Below are 14885 nucleotides of genomic sequence, written 5' to 3'. Positions count from 1 at the left end.
TCATTGCCCCAGCTTGCGCGGCAGCCATTCCTTGATCACCAGGGTGACGTCAAGGTCGCTGCCGTGCAGTTTGATCCGCTCGGGCAGCCAATAGCCGTTCTGCTGCGAGTAGCTGCTGTATTCCACCTGCCAGCCATCTTGCTCCAGGCTCGCCAGATGGCTGTCGCCGTCCAGGGTCAGGCGGCTTTTGCTGTCGGGCGCGGGCAGGCCGCGAACCCACCAGGCCAGGTGCGAGACCGGCAGCTTCCAGCCCAGCTGTTCTTCCAGCAGGGTTTCCGGGCTTGCGGATTCATAGCGACCCTGGTTGGCCACTTCCAGGCTGACCTGGCCGGGACGACCGGTGAGTCGTGCGGCGCCACGGCCCAGCGGGCCTGACAGGCGGATGTCGTAGTAGTCCTGGCGTTGCAGCCAGAACAGCGTGCCGCTGCCGGAATCCTTGGGGGCACGAATGCCGATCTTGCCGTTGATCTGCCAGCCGTCGAGGCCGGTCAGTTGATCCTTGTGCAAGCGCCATTGCGCAGGGTTGCCCTGGCCCTGGACGGACTCGCGGGCACCGAAGCCGGCGCAGCCGGCCAGCAGGGCGATAAAGCTGAAAACGATAAAGTGGCGCAAAAACATGGTCTTAAAGAGTCTCTGATCCGGTCAGGCGTTTGATGGTGCCGCGTAGCACGGGGCTGTCGGGCTGATCCTTTAGGAACTTGCTCCAGATCTGCTTGGCCTCGCGCTGCTTGCCGTTGTTCCACAGCACTTCACCCAGGTGCGCCGCCACTTCCTGATCGGGGAAGCGTTCCAGGGCCTGGCGCAGCAGGCGTTCGGCTTCGTCCAGGTTGCCCAGGCGGAAATTCACCCAGCCCAGGCTGTCGAGGACGGCCGGGTCTTCCGGAGTCAGCTGGTGGGCTTGCTCGATCAGGGTCTTGGCTTCGGCATAGCGTGTAGTGCGGTCAGACAAGGTGTAGCCCAGGGCGTTCAATGCCATGGCGTTGTCCGGTTCGCGCTGGATGATCAGGCGCAGATCCTTTTCCATCTGCGCCAGGTCATTGCGTTTTTCCGCCTGCATGGCGCGGGTGTACAGCAGGTTCATGTCGTCGGGGTATTGCTGCAGGGCCTGCTGGATGACTTTCCAGGCGCGCTCGCCCTGGTTGTTCGCCGACAGGGTCTCGACTTCGATCAGGTACAGCTGGATGGCGTAGTCGGGTTGGGCGTCGCGGGCCGCCACCAGGCGTTTTTGCGCCTCGTCGGTGCGGCCGTTGTTCATCAGGATATCGGCCTGGCGCAACTGTGCGGGCAGGTAGTCATTGCCCGGGCCGACCTGGCCGTATTCGATCAAGGCCCCTTGCGGGTCGTTGAGCTCTTCGGCAATCCGGCCCAGGTTCAGGTGCGCGGAGTCTTCGTGGCTTTCACGGGCAATCAGGTCTTCCAGGTAGCCCTTGGCTTCTTCCCAGGCCTTGGCCTCCAGGCAGACGAGTGCCAGGGAATAGCGCAGTTCGTCATCTTCCGGATATTGCTGGACCAGACTGGAGAACTGGGTCTTGGCATCCTCCATGCGGTCCTGCTCCACCAGCATGCGGGCGTAGGTCAGGCGCAGGCGCTTGTCGTCCGGGTACTTGCGGATGCTTTTTTCCAGCAGCGGCAGGGCTTCTTTACCCCGGTTCAGGCTTTGCAGCAGGCGGGCGCGCAGCAGCAATGGCGCAACTTCGCCGTCTTCCGGTGGGTTCTGTTCCAGCAGGGCCAGGGCTTCCTTGGCGTCGCCGTCCTGTTGCATGAGCAAGGCCTTGCCGAAAATCAACTGGCTGTTGTGCGGGTGTTTCTGCAGCAGGCGGTCGAAGCTTTTCATCAGGCCGTTGCGCGTGTCCTGGTCGGTATCGGCTGCGGACAGGGCAAGAAAGTCGAAGTGGGTATCGCCCTTGCCTTGCAGGACCTTCTCCATATAGACCATCGAGTCGTCATAGCGCCCGGCCCGGGCCAGCTGGATCGCGGCGGCTCGCTGCGCTTCCAGGTCGTCGGGGGCGTTTTTCGCCCAGATCAGCGATGTGTCCAGGGCAGCCTGGTCGGCGCCCAGGTATTCGGCGATGCGAAAGGCCCGCTCGGAGATGCCCGGATCCTGGGTGTTGATGGCCTGGGTCACGTAGTTGTCCAGGGCAATGTCGAAACGATTGCGCTGGCCCGCGAGTTCAGCGCTCAGCAGGCTGAAGACGGTGTCTTCGCTGAACGAGGAATAGACCTTGGGCTTTTCAGGGGCGGAGGTGCTGTCTTCCACCGGCGACGTAGCGTCCGATGAAACGGGTGCCAGAGATTGGCAACCGCTGAGGAAGACAAAGGCGAGGAGCAACGCGGAAGATCTATTCATATAGGAAGAGGGCGACTAACCTGCGGTCGGATCATCATGACACAAGCCTTCGGCCAAACATAACCGAGACTCAACGGGATGCCAGAACAGAGGCAGTCTATTAGTTTCTGCGCGAAAACTGCCTGCGCTTCGACCATGCTGCGCGCTGGGCGGCCTTGGCGCTACGCAGAAACAGGCTCGGAATGCTCATTTAGGCTCCTAAACTCCGCTTCCTCGCCTGTTTTCGCCTTGCCTGATCTTCGCTCGGCGAGTTTTGGCACAAAACTAGGACAATAGTCGGCGGTAGTTGTTCTGAGTCGGGCGAAGTAGGACAATTGCCGGCTTCTCGACATCATCAGCGACCTTGAATGGCCTTCCTTGCACTCGGTATTAACCACAAGACTGCTTCTGTAGACGTCCGCGAGCGCGTGGCCTTTACCCCTGAGCAGTTGGTTGAGGCCTTGCAGCAGCTCTGCCGACTCACCGACAGCCGCGAAGCTGCGATCCTCTCCACCTGCAATCGCAGTGAGCTCTATATAGAACAGGATCATCTTTCTGCGGATGTGGTGCTGCGCTGGCTGGCGGAATATCACCATTTGAGCCTAGACGAGCTGCGCGCCAGTGCCTACGTGCATGAGGACGATGCGGCAGTTCGTCACATGATGCGGGTGGCGTCGGGGCTGGATTCGCTGGTGCTGGGCGAGCCACAGATTCTCGGGCAGATGAAGTCCGCCTACGCCGTGGCCCGCGAGGCCGGCACCGTCGGGCCGCTGCTGGGCCGGCTGTTCCAGGCCACATTCAGCGCCGCCAAGCAGGTGCGCACCGACACCGCCATCGGTGAGAACCCGGTGTCCGTGGCTTTCGCCGCGGTGAGTCTGGCGAAACAGATTTTCAGCGACCTGCAACGCAGCCAGGCACTGCTGATCGGCGCCGGGGAGACCATCACCCTGGTGGCCCGGCACCTGCACGACCTGGGAGTCAAGCGTATCGTGGTGGCCAACCGTACCCTGGAGCGCGCGAGCCTCCTGGCGGAGCAATTCGGTGCCCACGCCGTGCTGCTCTCGGATATTCCCCAGGAACTGGTGCACAGCGACATCGTCATCAGTTCCACCGCCAGCCAGTTGCCGATACTCGGCAAGGGCGCAGTGGAAAGTGCCTTGAAGCTGCGCAAGCACAAGCCGATTTTCATGGTGGATATCGCCGTTCCCCGGGATATCGAGCCAGAAGTCGGCGAGTTGGACGACGTTTACCTCTATACCGTCGACGACTTGCACGAAGTGGTGGCAGAAAACCTCAAGAGCCGCCAGGGCGCGGCCCAGGCCGCCGAGGAATTGGTGAACATCGGCGCCGAGGATTTCATGGTGCGCCTGCGGGAACTGGCGGCGGTGGATGTGCTCAAGGCCTATCGTCAGCAGAGCGAACGCCTGCGCGATGAAGAACTGCAGAAAGCCCTGCGCATGCTGGCCAACGGCAGCGGCGCCGAGGACGTGCTGGCCCAGTTGGCCCGCGGCCTGACCAATAAACTGTTGCACGCGCCGAGCGTGCAGTTGAAAAAGCTCTCCGCCGAAGGCCGCCTCGATGCGCTGGCCATGGCCCAAGAACTCTTTGCCCTCGGTGAGGGCTCATCGGATAAAACCCCGTAATGAAAGCGTCACTGCTCAGTAAGCTGGACATTCTCCAGGATCGTTTCGAGGAACTGACCGCCTTGCTCGGCGATGCTGAGGTCATTTCCGATCAGGCCAAGTTCCGCGCCTACTCCAAGGAATACGCGGAAGTCGAGCCGATCGTGGCTACTTATAAACAGGTGCTCAAGGTCCAGGCGGACCTTGAAGGCGCCCAGGCGCTGCTCAAGGACAACGACCCGGACCTGCGGGAAATGGCCGCCGAGGAAGTGCGCGAGGCCAAGGAACAACTGGCCGAACTGGAAAGCAGCCTGCAGCGCATGCTGCTGCCCAAGGACCCCAACGACGGGCGCAACGTATTCCTGGAAATCCGTGCCGGCACCGGCGGCGACGAGGCGGCGATCTTCTCCGGCGACCTGTTTCGCATGTATTCCCGTTACGTCGAGCGGCGCGGCTGGCGGCTGGAGATCCTCTCGGAAAACGAGGGTGAGCACGGCGGCTACAAGGAAGTCATTGCCCGGGTCGAAGGCGAGAGCGTCTACGGCAAGCTCAAGTTCGAATCCGGCGCGCACCGCGTGCAGCGAGTGCCGGCCACCGAATCCCAGGGCCGCATCCACACTTCGGCCTGCACCGTGGCAGTACTGCCCGAGCCGGATGAACAGGAAGCCATCGAGATCAACCCGGCGGACCTGCGCATCGACACCTATCGCTCCTCGGGTGCCGGTGGCCAGCACGTGAACAAGACCGACTCGGCGATCCGCATCACCCACATCCCTTCGGGGATCGTGGTGGAGTGCCAGGAAGAGCGTTCCCAGCACAAGAACCGGGCGCGGGCCATGTCCTGGCTGTCGGCCAAGCTCAACGACCAGCAGACCAGTGCCGCGGCCAATGCCATTGCCAGCGAGCGCAAGTTGCTGGTGGGCTCGGGGGACCGTTCCGAGCGCATCCGCACTTACAACTTCCCCCAGGGCCGGGTCACCGATCACCGCATCAACCTGACCCTGTATTCCCTGGACGAAATCCTCGCCGGGGGCGTGGAAGCCGTCATCGAGCCGTTGCTGGCTGAATATCAGGCCGATCAACTTGCGGCATTGGGTGAGTAAATGACCATCATCGCCAGCCTGCTGCGCGCAGCCCAACTGCCCGACTCGCCGACCCCGCGCCTGGATGCCGAGCTGCTCCTGGCCGCGGCCCTGGGCAAGCCCCGCAGCTTTCTCCACACCTGGCCGGAGCGCATCGTGCCCAGCGAGGCGGCCCTGGTGTTCACCGACTACCTGCAGCGACGCCGCTCCGGCGAGCCGGTGGCCTATATCCTTGGCCAGCAGGGCTTCTGGAAGCTCGACCTGGAGGTGGCGCCCCACACTCTGATCCCGCGCCCCGACACCGAACTACTGGTGGAAGCGGCGCTGGAACTGTTGCCCGCGACCCCAGCCACGGTCCTTGACCTGGGCACCGGCAGTGGTGCCATCGCCCTGGCCCTGGCCAGCGAGCGCCCGGCCTGGCAGGTCACGGCGGTGGACCGGGTACTTGAAGCCGTGGCCCTGGCCGAACGCAACCGCCAGCGCCTGCAACTGGACAACGTCAGCGTGCTCAGCAGCCACTGGTTCAGCTCCATTGAGTCCCGGCGCTTTGATCTGATCATCAGCAACCCGCCCTACATTGCCGAAGCTGACCCCCATCTGGTGGCCGGCGACGTGCGTTTCGAGCCGGAAAGCGCCCTGGTGGCGGGCAAGGATGGTCTGGACGACCTGCGCCTGATCGTCGCCCAGGCTCCGCAGCACCTGGAGGCCGGTGGCTGGCTGATGCTGGAGCACGGTTACGATCAGGCCGCGGCGGTCCGCGAGTTGCTGGCTGCCCAGGGTTTCATCGAAGTCCACAGCCGGGTCGACCTCGGTGGGCATGAGCGCATTAGCCTCGGGTGCCGGCCGTGCTGACCGACCAGGAGCTGTTGCGCTATAGCCGACAGATTCTGTTGCAGCATGTCGATATCGACGGCCAGCTGCGCCTCAAGGAAAGCCGCGTGCTGATCGTCGGCCTCGGCGGTCTCGGTGCTCCCGCAGCCTTGTACCTGGCGGCGGCGGGGGTTGGTGAGCTGCACCTGGCCGACTTCGACAGCGTGGACCTGACCAACCTGCAACGGCAGATCATCCACGACAGCCACAGCGTCGGGGTCAGCAAGGTGGACTCGGCCATCAGTCGCCTGTCTGCCCTCAACCCGGAGGTCCGCCTGGTGCCCCATCGCCAGGCGCTGGATGTCGATACCCTGGCCGCTGCCGTGGCGGCGGTGGACCTGGTGCTCGATTGCTCCGACAACTTCAGTACCCGCGAGGCGGTGAACGCCGCTTGCGTGGCGGCCGGCAAGCCCCTGGTCAGCGGTGCGGCGATCCGCCTGGAAGGGCAATTGTCGGTCTTCGACCCGCGGCGCCCGGAAAGCCCCTGCTACCACTGTCTATACGGGCATGGCAGCGAAGCCGAACTGACCTGCAGCGAAGCCGGGGTGCTCGGCCCGCTGGTGGGCACCGTGGGCAGCCTGCAGGCCCTGGAAGCCCTGAAACTGCTGGCCGGGTTTGGCGAGCCGCTGGTTGGCCGGCTGTTATTGATTGATGCTCTGGGTACGCGTTTTCGCGAGTTGCGGGTCAAGCGCGATCCGGGGTGCAGCGTCTGTGGTACCCATCGTGAGTGAAGCGCCGATCGGGGTGTTCGACTCCGGCGTCGGCGGCCTCTCGGTGCTGGCGGAAATACAACAGTTGCTGCCCCACGAGTCGCTGCTGTATTTCGGCGACTGCGGGCATATTCCCTATGGCGAAAAGACCCCGGAGTTCATTCGCCAGCGTTGCAGCCTGATGGCCCGGTTCTTTCGTGAACAGGGCGCCAAGGCCCTGGTGCTGGCCTGCAACACTGCTACCGTGGCCGGGGTGGCCGACCTGCGCCGCGATTATCCGGACTGGCCCATCGTTGGCATGGAGCCTGCGGTCAAGCCGGCGGCGGCCGCGACCCGCAGCGGCGTGGTCGGGGTGCTGGCCACCACCGGCACCTTGCAGAGTGCCAAGTTCGCCGCCTTGCTCGACCGTTTCGCCACTGATGTGAAGGTCGTCACGCAGCCCTGCCCGGGGCTGGTGGAGATGATCGAGAATGGCGACTTGCACAGTGCCGCTCTGCGCCAACTGTTGCACGGCTACCTCGAGCCTCTGCTGGCTGCCGGCTGCGACACCATTATCCTGGGCTGCACCCATTATCCGTTTCTCAAGCCGCTGCTGGCGCAGATGCTGCCCGGGCCCATCAGCCTGATCGATACCGGCGCCGCGGTTGCCCGGCAATTGCAGCGGCTGCTCGACGAAGGCGATCTGCGCGCCCAGGGGCCAGCCCGGGAAACCTGTTTCTGGACCAGTGGCGATGTCCCGCACTTTGCCCGGGTGCTGCCTCTGTTGTGGAAAGAATCTGCTGAAGTCCTGCCTTTGCAGTTGTGAAAAAATCGTGAAAAATCCCTTCGCTGGCGCTGAACTTCTGAATGCGCGCTGGCTTCTATAGCCTATCCACAGGGTTGTACAACACCATATAAAACCGTTCGAAAAGGATGTTCCTGATGAAGCGACTGTTGTGTTTGGCTGCACTTGCGGCCGGGTTGTTGGGGCACAGTTTTTCCGCGCAGGCGGCCGGAGTCGAGTTCTCCGTGGGGCAAACCGGCGATTCGACCCAGGCCTATCGGCTGGGTATGCAATGGGATTGGGACAAGAGCTGGCTGCAAAGTGACGTCGGCCGTCTCACGGGTTACTGGAGCGGCGCCTACACCTATTGGGATGGCGACAAGACCTCCAGCAACCACAGCCTGTCGTTCTCCCCGGTGCTGGTCTACGAATTCGCCGGGGCCAGCGTCAAGCCCTACATCGAGGCCGGCATCGGGGTAGCGGCCTTTGCCCATACCCAGGTCGAGGACAACAAGCTGGGGTCATCCTTCCAGTTCGAAGACCGCATCGGTTTCGGCCTGCGCTTCGCCGGTGGCCATGAAGTCGGTATCCGCGCCACGCACTACTCCAACGCCGGCATCAAGACCCCCAACGACGGTATCGAAAGCTACGCGCTGCATTACACGATGCCGCTCTAAGGCCGCTATCAGCGATACGCCGTGGCAATTCCCCGGCGTTCGCTCAAGCAATCGGCCTCGCCCAGCTCGAACTCGCGACAGATCAGCGGCCGCAGCTCATAGATGCTGCAACGCATGCTGTCGCGGTCCAGCGCCGCGCACCAGCCGTCATCCAGGCGGCGCATGACTTCCCCTCCCCAATCGTCGGTATCGATAAAGCGCTCGGGCACCCCGGTGTCGGTGATCAGCATGACCTCCAGCTGGCAGCAACAGGCGGCGCAGGTGGAGCAACTGACGGCGGGTTCGGCGGCGATGGAGGTAACGGGGATGGTGGTCATAGGCGCGCAGTGTAAGGCAGTGAGCCCGGGCTGTGTTAAAGCCCGGACGGATGCTCAGTCTCCGGTGACCAGTGGCGGCTCTTGCGGGGCCGGCCGCGCGAGCACGTGCAGCAGCGGCAGTAGCAGCGCCCAGAGCAGCCCCAGGCCGAGCAGGGTGGGGCCGGTGCCGTAGGGAAAGGTCACTCCCGCCAGGCGACCCCCGGCGTAGTAGGAAAGCGGCCCGCCCAATGCCCCCAGCACACACCCCAGCCACCAGGGCCGGGCGCTCCAGGCCAGGCCATGGCGCAGTGTGGTGGCCAGCAGGGCCCAGAGCAGCATCAGCCACAAGGGCACCAGCAGGCTGACTTGCTGGAACTGAAACACCCCGAGCCAACTGAGGAAGCTGTCCAGGGCGATGCCGATCAGGGCAATGCCGACGATCATCGGGCCTTCGTCGGCCCAGCGGCCGATCCAGTGCAGATGCGCCGGCAGGATCGCCACCCCCAGCAGCAGCCAGAGGCTGTCGCCGCTGAGCACGCAGATGAACCAGCCCAGCTGGAACAGCAGGGCATTGACCAGTTGCCTAGGCATCGAGGCGCCCGAGCAGCGGTTGTGGCGCGGCCGCAGGTTTGGCCAGCAGCAGTTGGGCGGTGCCGATGCTGCGTTCCAGGAAGCCGCCTTCGCAATAGCACAGGTAGAACTCCCAGAGCCGCAGGAAGTATTCGTCGTAGCCCAGTTCGCCGAGGCGGCCATGGGCGCGGCGGAAGTTCTCGTGCCACAGGCGCAGGGTGCGGGCGTAATGCAGGCCGAAGTCCTCCATGTGCAGCAGGTTCATGTCGGTGTCGCGGCTGACCACTTCGAGCATCTTCTGTACGCAGGGCAGGGCGCCACCGGGAAAGATGTAGCGCTGGATGAAATCCACGCCATTTTTCGCCTGCTCATAGCGCTGGTCGCGAATGGTGATGGCCTGTAGCAGCATCAGGCCGTTGCTCTTGAGCAGGTGCGCGCATTGCTTGAAGTAGGTGGGCAGGAAGCGGTGGCCCACGGCTTCGATCATCTCGATCGACACCAGCTTGTCGTACTGGCCGCGCAGGTCGCGGTAATCCTCCAGCAGCAGGGTTACCCGGTCCTGCAGGCCGGCGGCCTCTATCCGCTGCCGGGTATAGGCGAACTGCTCCCTGGACAGGGTCGTGGTGGTCACCCGGCAGCCGTAGTGTTGCGCGGCATACAGGGCCATGCTGCCCCAGCCGGTGCCGATCTCCAGCAGGTGGTCCTCGGGCTTGAGCGCCAGCTTCTGGCAGATGCGTTGCAGCTTGTTCAGCTGGGCCTGCTCCAGGCTGTCTTCGGCGCTGCGAAACTGCGCGGCGGAGTACATCATGGTGGGGTCGAGGAACTGCTCGAACAGCTCGTTGCCCAGGTCGTAGTGGGCCGCGATGTTTTTCTGCGAGCCCTTGCGGGTATTGCGGTTGAGCCAGTGCAGGCCGCGGATCAGCGGCCGGCCCAGTTTCGCCAGGCCGCCTTCCATGGCGTCCAGCACGTCCAGGTTGCTGACGAACACGCGGATCACCGCGGTCAGGTCCGGGGTGCTCCAGTAGCCGTGGATGAATGCCTCGCCGGCGCCGATCGAACCGCTGCTGGCCACCAGGCCCCAGGCGCTGGAGTCGTGGATGTGGATTTCCCCCAGCAGGGCGGCACCACTGCTGCCGAACACCAGGCGTTCGCCCTCTTCGCAGACCACCAGTTGGCCGTGCCTGAGCTGCGCCAGTTGTCGCAGCACGCCACGGCGCAGCAGGCTGGCGGTGAGGCTGTGGGTGCTGAGCAAGGGGGTTCTGGCCGAGATGCTAGAGGATTTCATGGCGGCGATCCTTGGGTTGTACGACGGCTGTGCGATAGGCGCCAACGGCGGCCCAATGGGGAAAAAAGCGCATGCCCTTGGCGGCCAGGCGCAGGGCCTGCCAGTAGATCGCCAGGCAGGTCTTGGCGGTCATCCATGGAAAATGTCGCAGGTACTGGTGCAGGCTGCGTCGATCCAGAGGCTGGCGTTGCAGGTTGAGGGTGGCGTCGAACACCTTGAGCTCGCCCTGCCAGTCGGCCATGTGCACGCCCAGCCGCTCGGCCGGCGGGCTGAAGCTCATGCGGTACTCCAGATCCCGGGGCAGGAATGGCGATACGTGGAAGGCCTTGGCCACGGCGAAGTGCTGGTGCTCGGGCGTTGTGGCAGTGCCCGGGCGGGCCGGTAGCACATAGTGATAGCGCTCGCGCCAGGGGGTGTTGGTGACTTCGCAGAGAATCGCCGCCAATTGCCCGTTGGCCTCGAAGCAATAGAAGAAGCTCACCGGATTGAACGCCAGCCCCCAGCTGCGCACCTGGGTCAGCAGGCGTATTGCGCCGCTGGGAGCGTGGCCGATGGCCGCGGCCACCTGCTGGCGTACCGCGTCGATCAGGCGCATGCCCTGGCCGGTGAAGGTCGGCAGGTAGTCGCTTTCACGGAAGGCGAAGGGTGCGAAACGGCTGCGGCCTGCCAGGGGCGAGAGCCCCAGCACCGCTTCCTGCTCGTCCAGGTCCAGGTACAGCAGGCCGATCCGGTAGCGGAAGGCATGGTCCTTGGGGGCGAAGCGCCGGTGGCTGATCCAGCCGTTGTACAGGGCGCTGTTCACAGTTGCTCTCCAAAGGCCTGGGCCACGCGCAAGGCGCTGACCACGCCGTCTTCATGGAAGCCGTTGGCCCAGTAGGCTCCGCAATAGAAGCTGTGGTGCGCGCCCTGCAGTTCGCCCCAGCGCGCTTGTGCGGCCAGCGCGCCGAGACTGTATTGCGGGTGGGCGTAGGTGTAGCGGGCAAGAATCTTCGAAGGGTCGATGGCGGCGCTCTGGTTGAGGCTGACGCAGAAGGTACTGCTGCTTTGCAGGCCCTGGAGAATGTTCATGTCGTAGGTCACGGCTGCGGCCTTTTCGGCGCTGGCGTCGAGGCGGTAGTTCCAGCTGGCCCAGGCCAGGCGCCGGCGTGGCAGCAGGCGGGTATCGGTGTGCAGCACCACGTCGTTGTCGGCGTAGGGCAGGGCCTGGAGGATTTCCTGTTCAGCGAGGCTCGGGCTGGATAGCAGTTGCAGGGCCTGGTCGCTGTGGCAGGCGAACACCACCTTGTCGAAGCGCTCGCTGCCGGCGTCGCTGTGGATAAGTACGCCCTGCTCATCGCGTTCGACCCGCCGCACCGGGCAGTCGAGACGGATGTGCTGGCGAAAGCTTGCGGTCAGCGGCTCGATGTAACGGCTGGAGCCGCCTTCGATCACGCACCATTGCGGGCGGTTGCTCACCGAGAGCAAGCCGTGGTTCTTGAAGAAACGCACGAAGAACTGCAAAGGGAAACCGAGCATCTGCCCCGGCGACATCGACCAGATCGCTGCGCCCATGGGCACGATGTAGTGGCGGATAAAACGCTCGCCGTAGCCCTGGCTTTGCAGGTACTGGCCCAGGGTGGTGTCGGCGGCGATGCGTTGTTGCAGCAGGTCCTGCTGGGAGGCCCGGTTGAAGCGCAGGATGTCCCGCAGCATGCCCCAGAACCCCGGTGACAGCAGGTTGCGCCGCTGGGCGAAGAGGCTGTTGAGGTTGTTGCCGTTGTACTCCAGCCCGGAGGCTGGGTCGCACACCGAAAAGCTCATCTCGGTGGCTTTGTAGCGCACCCCGAGCTGCTTCAGCAGGCGAATGAAGTTGGGGTAGGTCCAGTCGTTGAAGACGATGAAGCCGGTGTCCACGGCCTGGGTCTCGCCATTGAGGCTGACGTTCACGGTGTGGGTATGGCCGCCGATCCAGCTGCCGGCCTCGTAGACCCGGATGTCATGCCGGCGGTTGAGCACATAGGCGCAGGTCAGGCCAGCGATGCCGCTGCCGATGATGGCGATTTTCACGATGTTTCCCCGCTACGGGCCAGGCGCCTGGCAATGCCCAGTTGCAGGCGGCCGGGCAGCCAGGCCAAGAGCTTGAGGCCGAAGATGAACAGACCTGGGAAGGCGATCTCCAGGGGGCGCCTGCCCAGATGCCGGTGGATATGCCGGGCGGCCTGTTCGGCGGTCCAGCGCATGGGCATCGGGAAATCGTTGCGTGCGGTCAGTGGCGTGTCGACAAAACCCGGGCTGACCAGGGTCACGTCGATGCCTTCGGCAGCAAGATCGATACGCAGGGACTGCAGCAGATAGCGCAGCGCCGCCTTGGAGGCGCCATAGGCACCGGCCCGGGGCAGTGGCAAACAGGTCACCGAACTGGCCACGCCCACCAGGTACGGGCGATTGCCTGCGCGCAACAGCGGCAGTGCGGCCTCGATGCAGTAGCTGGCGGCCAGCAGGTTGGTGTTCAGCACCCGTTCGATCAGCGCTGCGTCGAACTGCTGTACCTCGATGTATTCGCAGGTCCCGGCATTCAGGATCACCGTGTCCAGGGCGCCCCAGGCCTGGGCGATGCGCTTGCCGATCTCGCGTACCTGCAAGGCATCGGTGAGGTCGCCGGGCACCACCAGCACTCGGCCCGGATAGCGCTTGGCCAGGGCCTCCAGGGGCTCGCGGGAACGGGCGCTGAGCGCCAGCTGGGCCCCGGCCTTGAGCAGTTCTTCGGCCAGGGCTGCGCCGATGCCGCTGCTGGCACCGGTGAGCCAGACCCTTCGTGGCATGGCAGGCTTCATCCGAGCCTCCGTTTCAGCCAGGCGATCATCGCCCCGAGTAGCGGCAAGTGTTCATAGAGCAGGGCACCGGCGTCGAAATAGTCGCGGTGGCGGTAGACCCTGGCGTCGCGCCATTGCAGGTACGAGCAGCCCGCCACCTGGATCAGGCCGCCGCCGTTGAGGCGCGGGTGGCGGTAGCTCATGGTCCAGCGCAGGTAGCCCTGGCCCTCGGCGCACAGGTCGCTGCCGTGGAATTCAAAGCGCAGCTCACGGACGTTGGCGTAGAGCTCGGCGAAGTAGCCGCGCAACTGGGCCAGCCCCTGGACCTCGTGCAGAGGATCGGTGAACTGGATGTCATCGCTGTAGAGCTGCTCCAGTCGGTCGAGATTGTGCCGGTCGAGGGCGGCGAACTCCCGGGCGAAGTTGTCGAGAAAGTCACTCATGGCTCACCCCTGCATCCATTCGCGCGGGCAGCGCCTTGAACGCCGCCAGGGCCCGCTCCCGGGAGCGTGAAAGATCGACGATCGGCGCCGGGTAGCCAGGCACGCCGAACAGGCCGCCCATGGCCGCCGGGTTGTGGATATCTTTTTTGTTCAGCCCCGCCAGTTGCGGTAGCCAGTGCTTGATGAAGCGCCCCTCACTGTCGAACTTCTGCGACTGGCTGATGGGGTTGAAGATGCGGAAGTAGGGCGCCGAATCGGTGCCGGTGGACGAGCTCCACTGCCAGCCGCCGTTGTTGGCCGCCAGGTCGCCGTCGATCAGGTGACGCATGAAGAAACGCTCGCCCTCGCGCCAGTCGATCAGCAGGTTCTTGGTCAGGAACATCGCCACCACCATGCGCAGGCGGTTATGCATCCAGCCGGTCTCCAGCAGCTGGCGCATGGCAGCATCGATGATCGGCAGGCCGGTGCGGGCCTCCTGCCAGGCCGCCAGTTCCTCGGGGGCATGGCGCCATTTCACCGCCTCGGTTTCCGGGCGAAAGGCCCGGCGCCGGGACACCCGTGGGTAGCCCACCAGGATGTGTTTGTAGAACTCGCGCCAGAGCAGTTCGTTGATCCAGGTGACGGCCCCGGGGCTGCCGCTTTCAAACTCGCCCTGGTTGCCGCGCAAGGCGGCGTGCAGGCACTGGCGGGGCGAGATCACGCCGGCGGCGAGGTAGGGCGAAAGCTGGCTGGTGCCGGGTTTGGCCGGGAAGTCGCGTTCGCTCTGGTAGTAGTGGATCTGTTCATCGCTGAACTGCTCCAGGCGCCTTTGCGCCTCGTCCTCGCCGGCGGGCCACAGCTCGCGCAGGGCTTGGGTGGGGCTGGGAAAGCCTTCGACCCGCTGCGGGAGCGGATCGGCGTTGATCGACAGCGGCAACTGAGCCCCGGGTGCCTTCACCAGGGCCGGCAGTGCGGTATGCAGGCGGCTGTAGCAGACCTTGCGAAACTGGCTGAAGACCTGGAAGTAGCCGCCGCTCTTGGTCAGTACGCTGCCGGGCTGGAACAGCAATTGGTCGAGATGACCCTGGACGCTGATTCCGGCGTGTTGCAGGGCCCGGGTCACGGCCGCATCGCGGCGGCTTTCGTGGATGCCGTATTCCTGGTTGAAGTGCAGCATCTGCACCTGCAATTGCCGGCACAGCTCCAGCAGGACCTGAGGCGCCTGCTCCCAGGTGGCGGCGCTGCGGATCAGCAGCGGGATATTCAGGCGGCCCAGGGCGGTGCTCAGCGACTGCAGGTTACGCAGCCAGAAATCGATCTTGCACGGTGCATCGTCATGGGCCAGCCACTGCTCCGGGCTCAGCAGATACACCGCTACGGCCGCGCCCCGCTGGGCAGCGGCGCTCAGGGCGGTGTTGTCATGTAGGCGCAGATCGCTGCGCAGCCAGATCAATTGCATGTCGGTTCCCG

The 14885-nt window shown here is 64.4% G+C and carries 16 protein-coding genes; 6 read left to right on the top strand and 10 right to left on the bottom strand.

All coding sequences use genetic code 11. The features are described from left to right. Nucleotides 1-618: a lipoprotein insertase outer membrane protein LolB gene (gene lolB / locus KI242_RS26290; protein WP_019095037.1), complete on the bottom strand. Its 618-nt coding sequence runs from the start codon at nt 616-618 to the stop codon at nt 1-3. 4 nt (nt 619-622) lie between these two features. Continuing rightward, complete coding sequence (locus KI242_RS26285; protein WP_011063408.1) at nt 623-2347, bottom strand: tetratricopeptide repeat protein; 1725 nt, start codon at nt 2345-2347, stop codon at nt 623-625. 347 nt (nt 2348-2694) lie between these two features. Here KI242_RS26285 and hemA point away from each other — a divergent pair, with 347 nt between their 5' ends. The 6 genes from hemA to KI242_RS26255 all read left to right on the top strand — a co-directional run bounded on the left by hemA (nt 2695) and on the right by KI242_RS26255 (nt 8050). Continuing rightward, nucleotides 2695-3969, top strand: coding sequence for a glutamyl-tRNA reductase (gene hemA, locus KI242_RS26280; protein WP_011063407.1), 1275 nt, complete (start codon nt 2695-2697; stop codon nt 3967-3969). Then, nucleotides 3969-5051, top strand: a complete 1083-nt coding sequence (gene prfA, locus KI242_RS26275) for a peptide chain release factor 1 (protein WP_123472953.1) — start codon at nt 3969-3971, stop codon at nt 5049-5051. Before hemA ends, prfA begins: the two co-directional genes overlap by 1 nt. Next, nucleotides 5052-5882 (top strand): peptide chain release factor N(5)-glutamine methyltransferase, encoded by an 831-nt coding sequence (gene prmC, locus KI242_RS26270; protein WP_015636975.1) that lies wholly within the window; start codon nt 5052-5054, stop codon nt 5880-5882. It begins immediately after the preceding gene. After that, nucleotides 5876-6631 (top strand): molybdopterin-synthase adenylyltransferase MoeB, encoded by a 756-nt coding sequence (locus tag KI242_RS26265; protein WP_015636974.1) that lies wholly within the window; start codon nt 5876-5878, stop codon nt 6629-6631. The genes prmC and KI242_RS26265 overlap by 7 nt, the downstream gene beginning before the upstream one ends. Continuing rightward, nucleotides 6624-7415 (top strand): glutamate racemase, encoded by a 792-nt coding sequence (murI, locus tag KI242_RS26260; RefSeq protein WP_011063403.1) that lies wholly within the window; start codon nt 6624-6626, stop codon nt 7413-7415. Before KI242_RS26265 ends, murI begins: the two co-directional genes overlap by 8 nt. Before the next feature lie 116 nt (nt 7416-7531). Then, nucleotides 7532-8050: an acyloxyacyl hydrolase gene (locus tag KI242_RS26255; protein ID WP_015636972.1), complete on the top strand. Its 519-nt coding sequence runs from the start codon at nt 7532-7534 to the stop codon at nt 8048-8050. An 8-nt stretch (nt 8051-8058) separates the two neighbouring features. Here KI242_RS26255 and KI242_RS26250 read toward each other — a convergent pair whose 3' ends face one another. The 8 genes from KI242_RS26250 to phrB are packed head-to-tail and all read right to left on the bottom strand — an operon-like array spanning nt 8059 to nt 14874. Further along, nucleotides 8059-8367 (bottom strand): YkgJ family cysteine cluster protein, encoded by a 309-nt coding sequence (locus KI242_RS26250; RefSeq protein WP_011063401.1) that lies wholly within the window; start codon nt 8365-8367, stop codon nt 8059-8061. Nucleotides 8368-8421: 54 nt separating this feature from the next. Continuing rightward, nucleotides 8422-8937, bottom strand: a complete 516-nt coding sequence (locus KI242_RS26245; RefSeq protein ID WP_077934756.1) for a DUF2878 domain-containing protein — start codon at nt 8935-8937, stop codon at nt 8422-8424. After that, on the bottom strand, nt 8930-10201 hold the full coding sequence (locus KI242_RS26240) for a cyclopropane-fatty-acyl-phospholipid synthase family protein (protein ID WP_019095041.1): 1272 nt from the start codon (nt 10199-10201) through the stop codon (nt 8930-8932). Before KI242_RS26240 ends, KI242_RS26245 begins: the two co-directional genes overlap by 8 nt. Continuing rightward, nucleotides 10188-11003, bottom strand: coding sequence for a DUF1365 domain-containing protein (locus KI242_RS26235; RefSeq protein ID WP_212805673.1), 816 nt, complete (start codon nt 11001-11003; stop codon nt 10188-10190). The genes KI242_RS26240 and KI242_RS26235 overlap by 14 nt, the downstream gene beginning before the upstream one ends. Continuing rightward, nucleotides 11000-12247, bottom strand: a complete 1248-nt coding sequence (locus KI242_RS26230; RefSeq protein WP_011063397.1) for an FAD-dependent oxidoreductase — start codon at nt 12245-12247, stop codon at nt 11000-11002. Before KI242_RS26230 ends, KI242_RS26235 begins: the two co-directional genes overlap by 4 nt. Next, a complete protein-coding gene (locus KI242_RS26225; RefSeq protein WP_065365196.1) occupies nt 12244-13014 on the bottom strand; it encodes an SDR family NAD(P)-dependent oxidoreductase in 771 nt (256 codons plus the stop codon). The genes KI242_RS26230 and KI242_RS26225 overlap by 4 nt, the downstream gene beginning before the upstream one ends. Continuing rightward, nucleotides 13011-13436: a nuclear transport factor 2 family protein gene (locus tag KI242_RS26220; protein WP_011063395.1), complete on the bottom strand. Its 426-nt coding sequence runs from the start codon at nt 13434-13436 to the stop codon at nt 13011-13013. The genes KI242_RS26225 and KI242_RS26220 overlap by 4 nt, the downstream gene beginning before the upstream one ends. Then, nucleotides 13429-14874, bottom strand: coding sequence for a deoxyribodipyrimidine photo-lyase (phrB, locus tag KI242_RS26215; RefSeq protein ID WP_077934754.1), 1446 nt, complete (start codon nt 14872-14874; stop codon nt 13429-13431). The genes KI242_RS26220 and phrB overlap by 8 nt, the downstream gene beginning before the upstream one ends. Nucleotides 14875-14885 lie beyond the last annotated feature (11 nt).

The sequence above is a fragment of the Pseudomonas sp. Eqa60 genome (genome assembly GCF_018326405.1).
Taxonomy (GTDB): Bacteria; Pseudomonadota; Gammaproteobacteria; order Pseudomonadales; family Pseudomonadaceae; genus Aquipseudomonas; species Aquipseudomonas protegens.
This window is presented reverse-complemented; position numbering and strand designations above follow the sequence as displayed.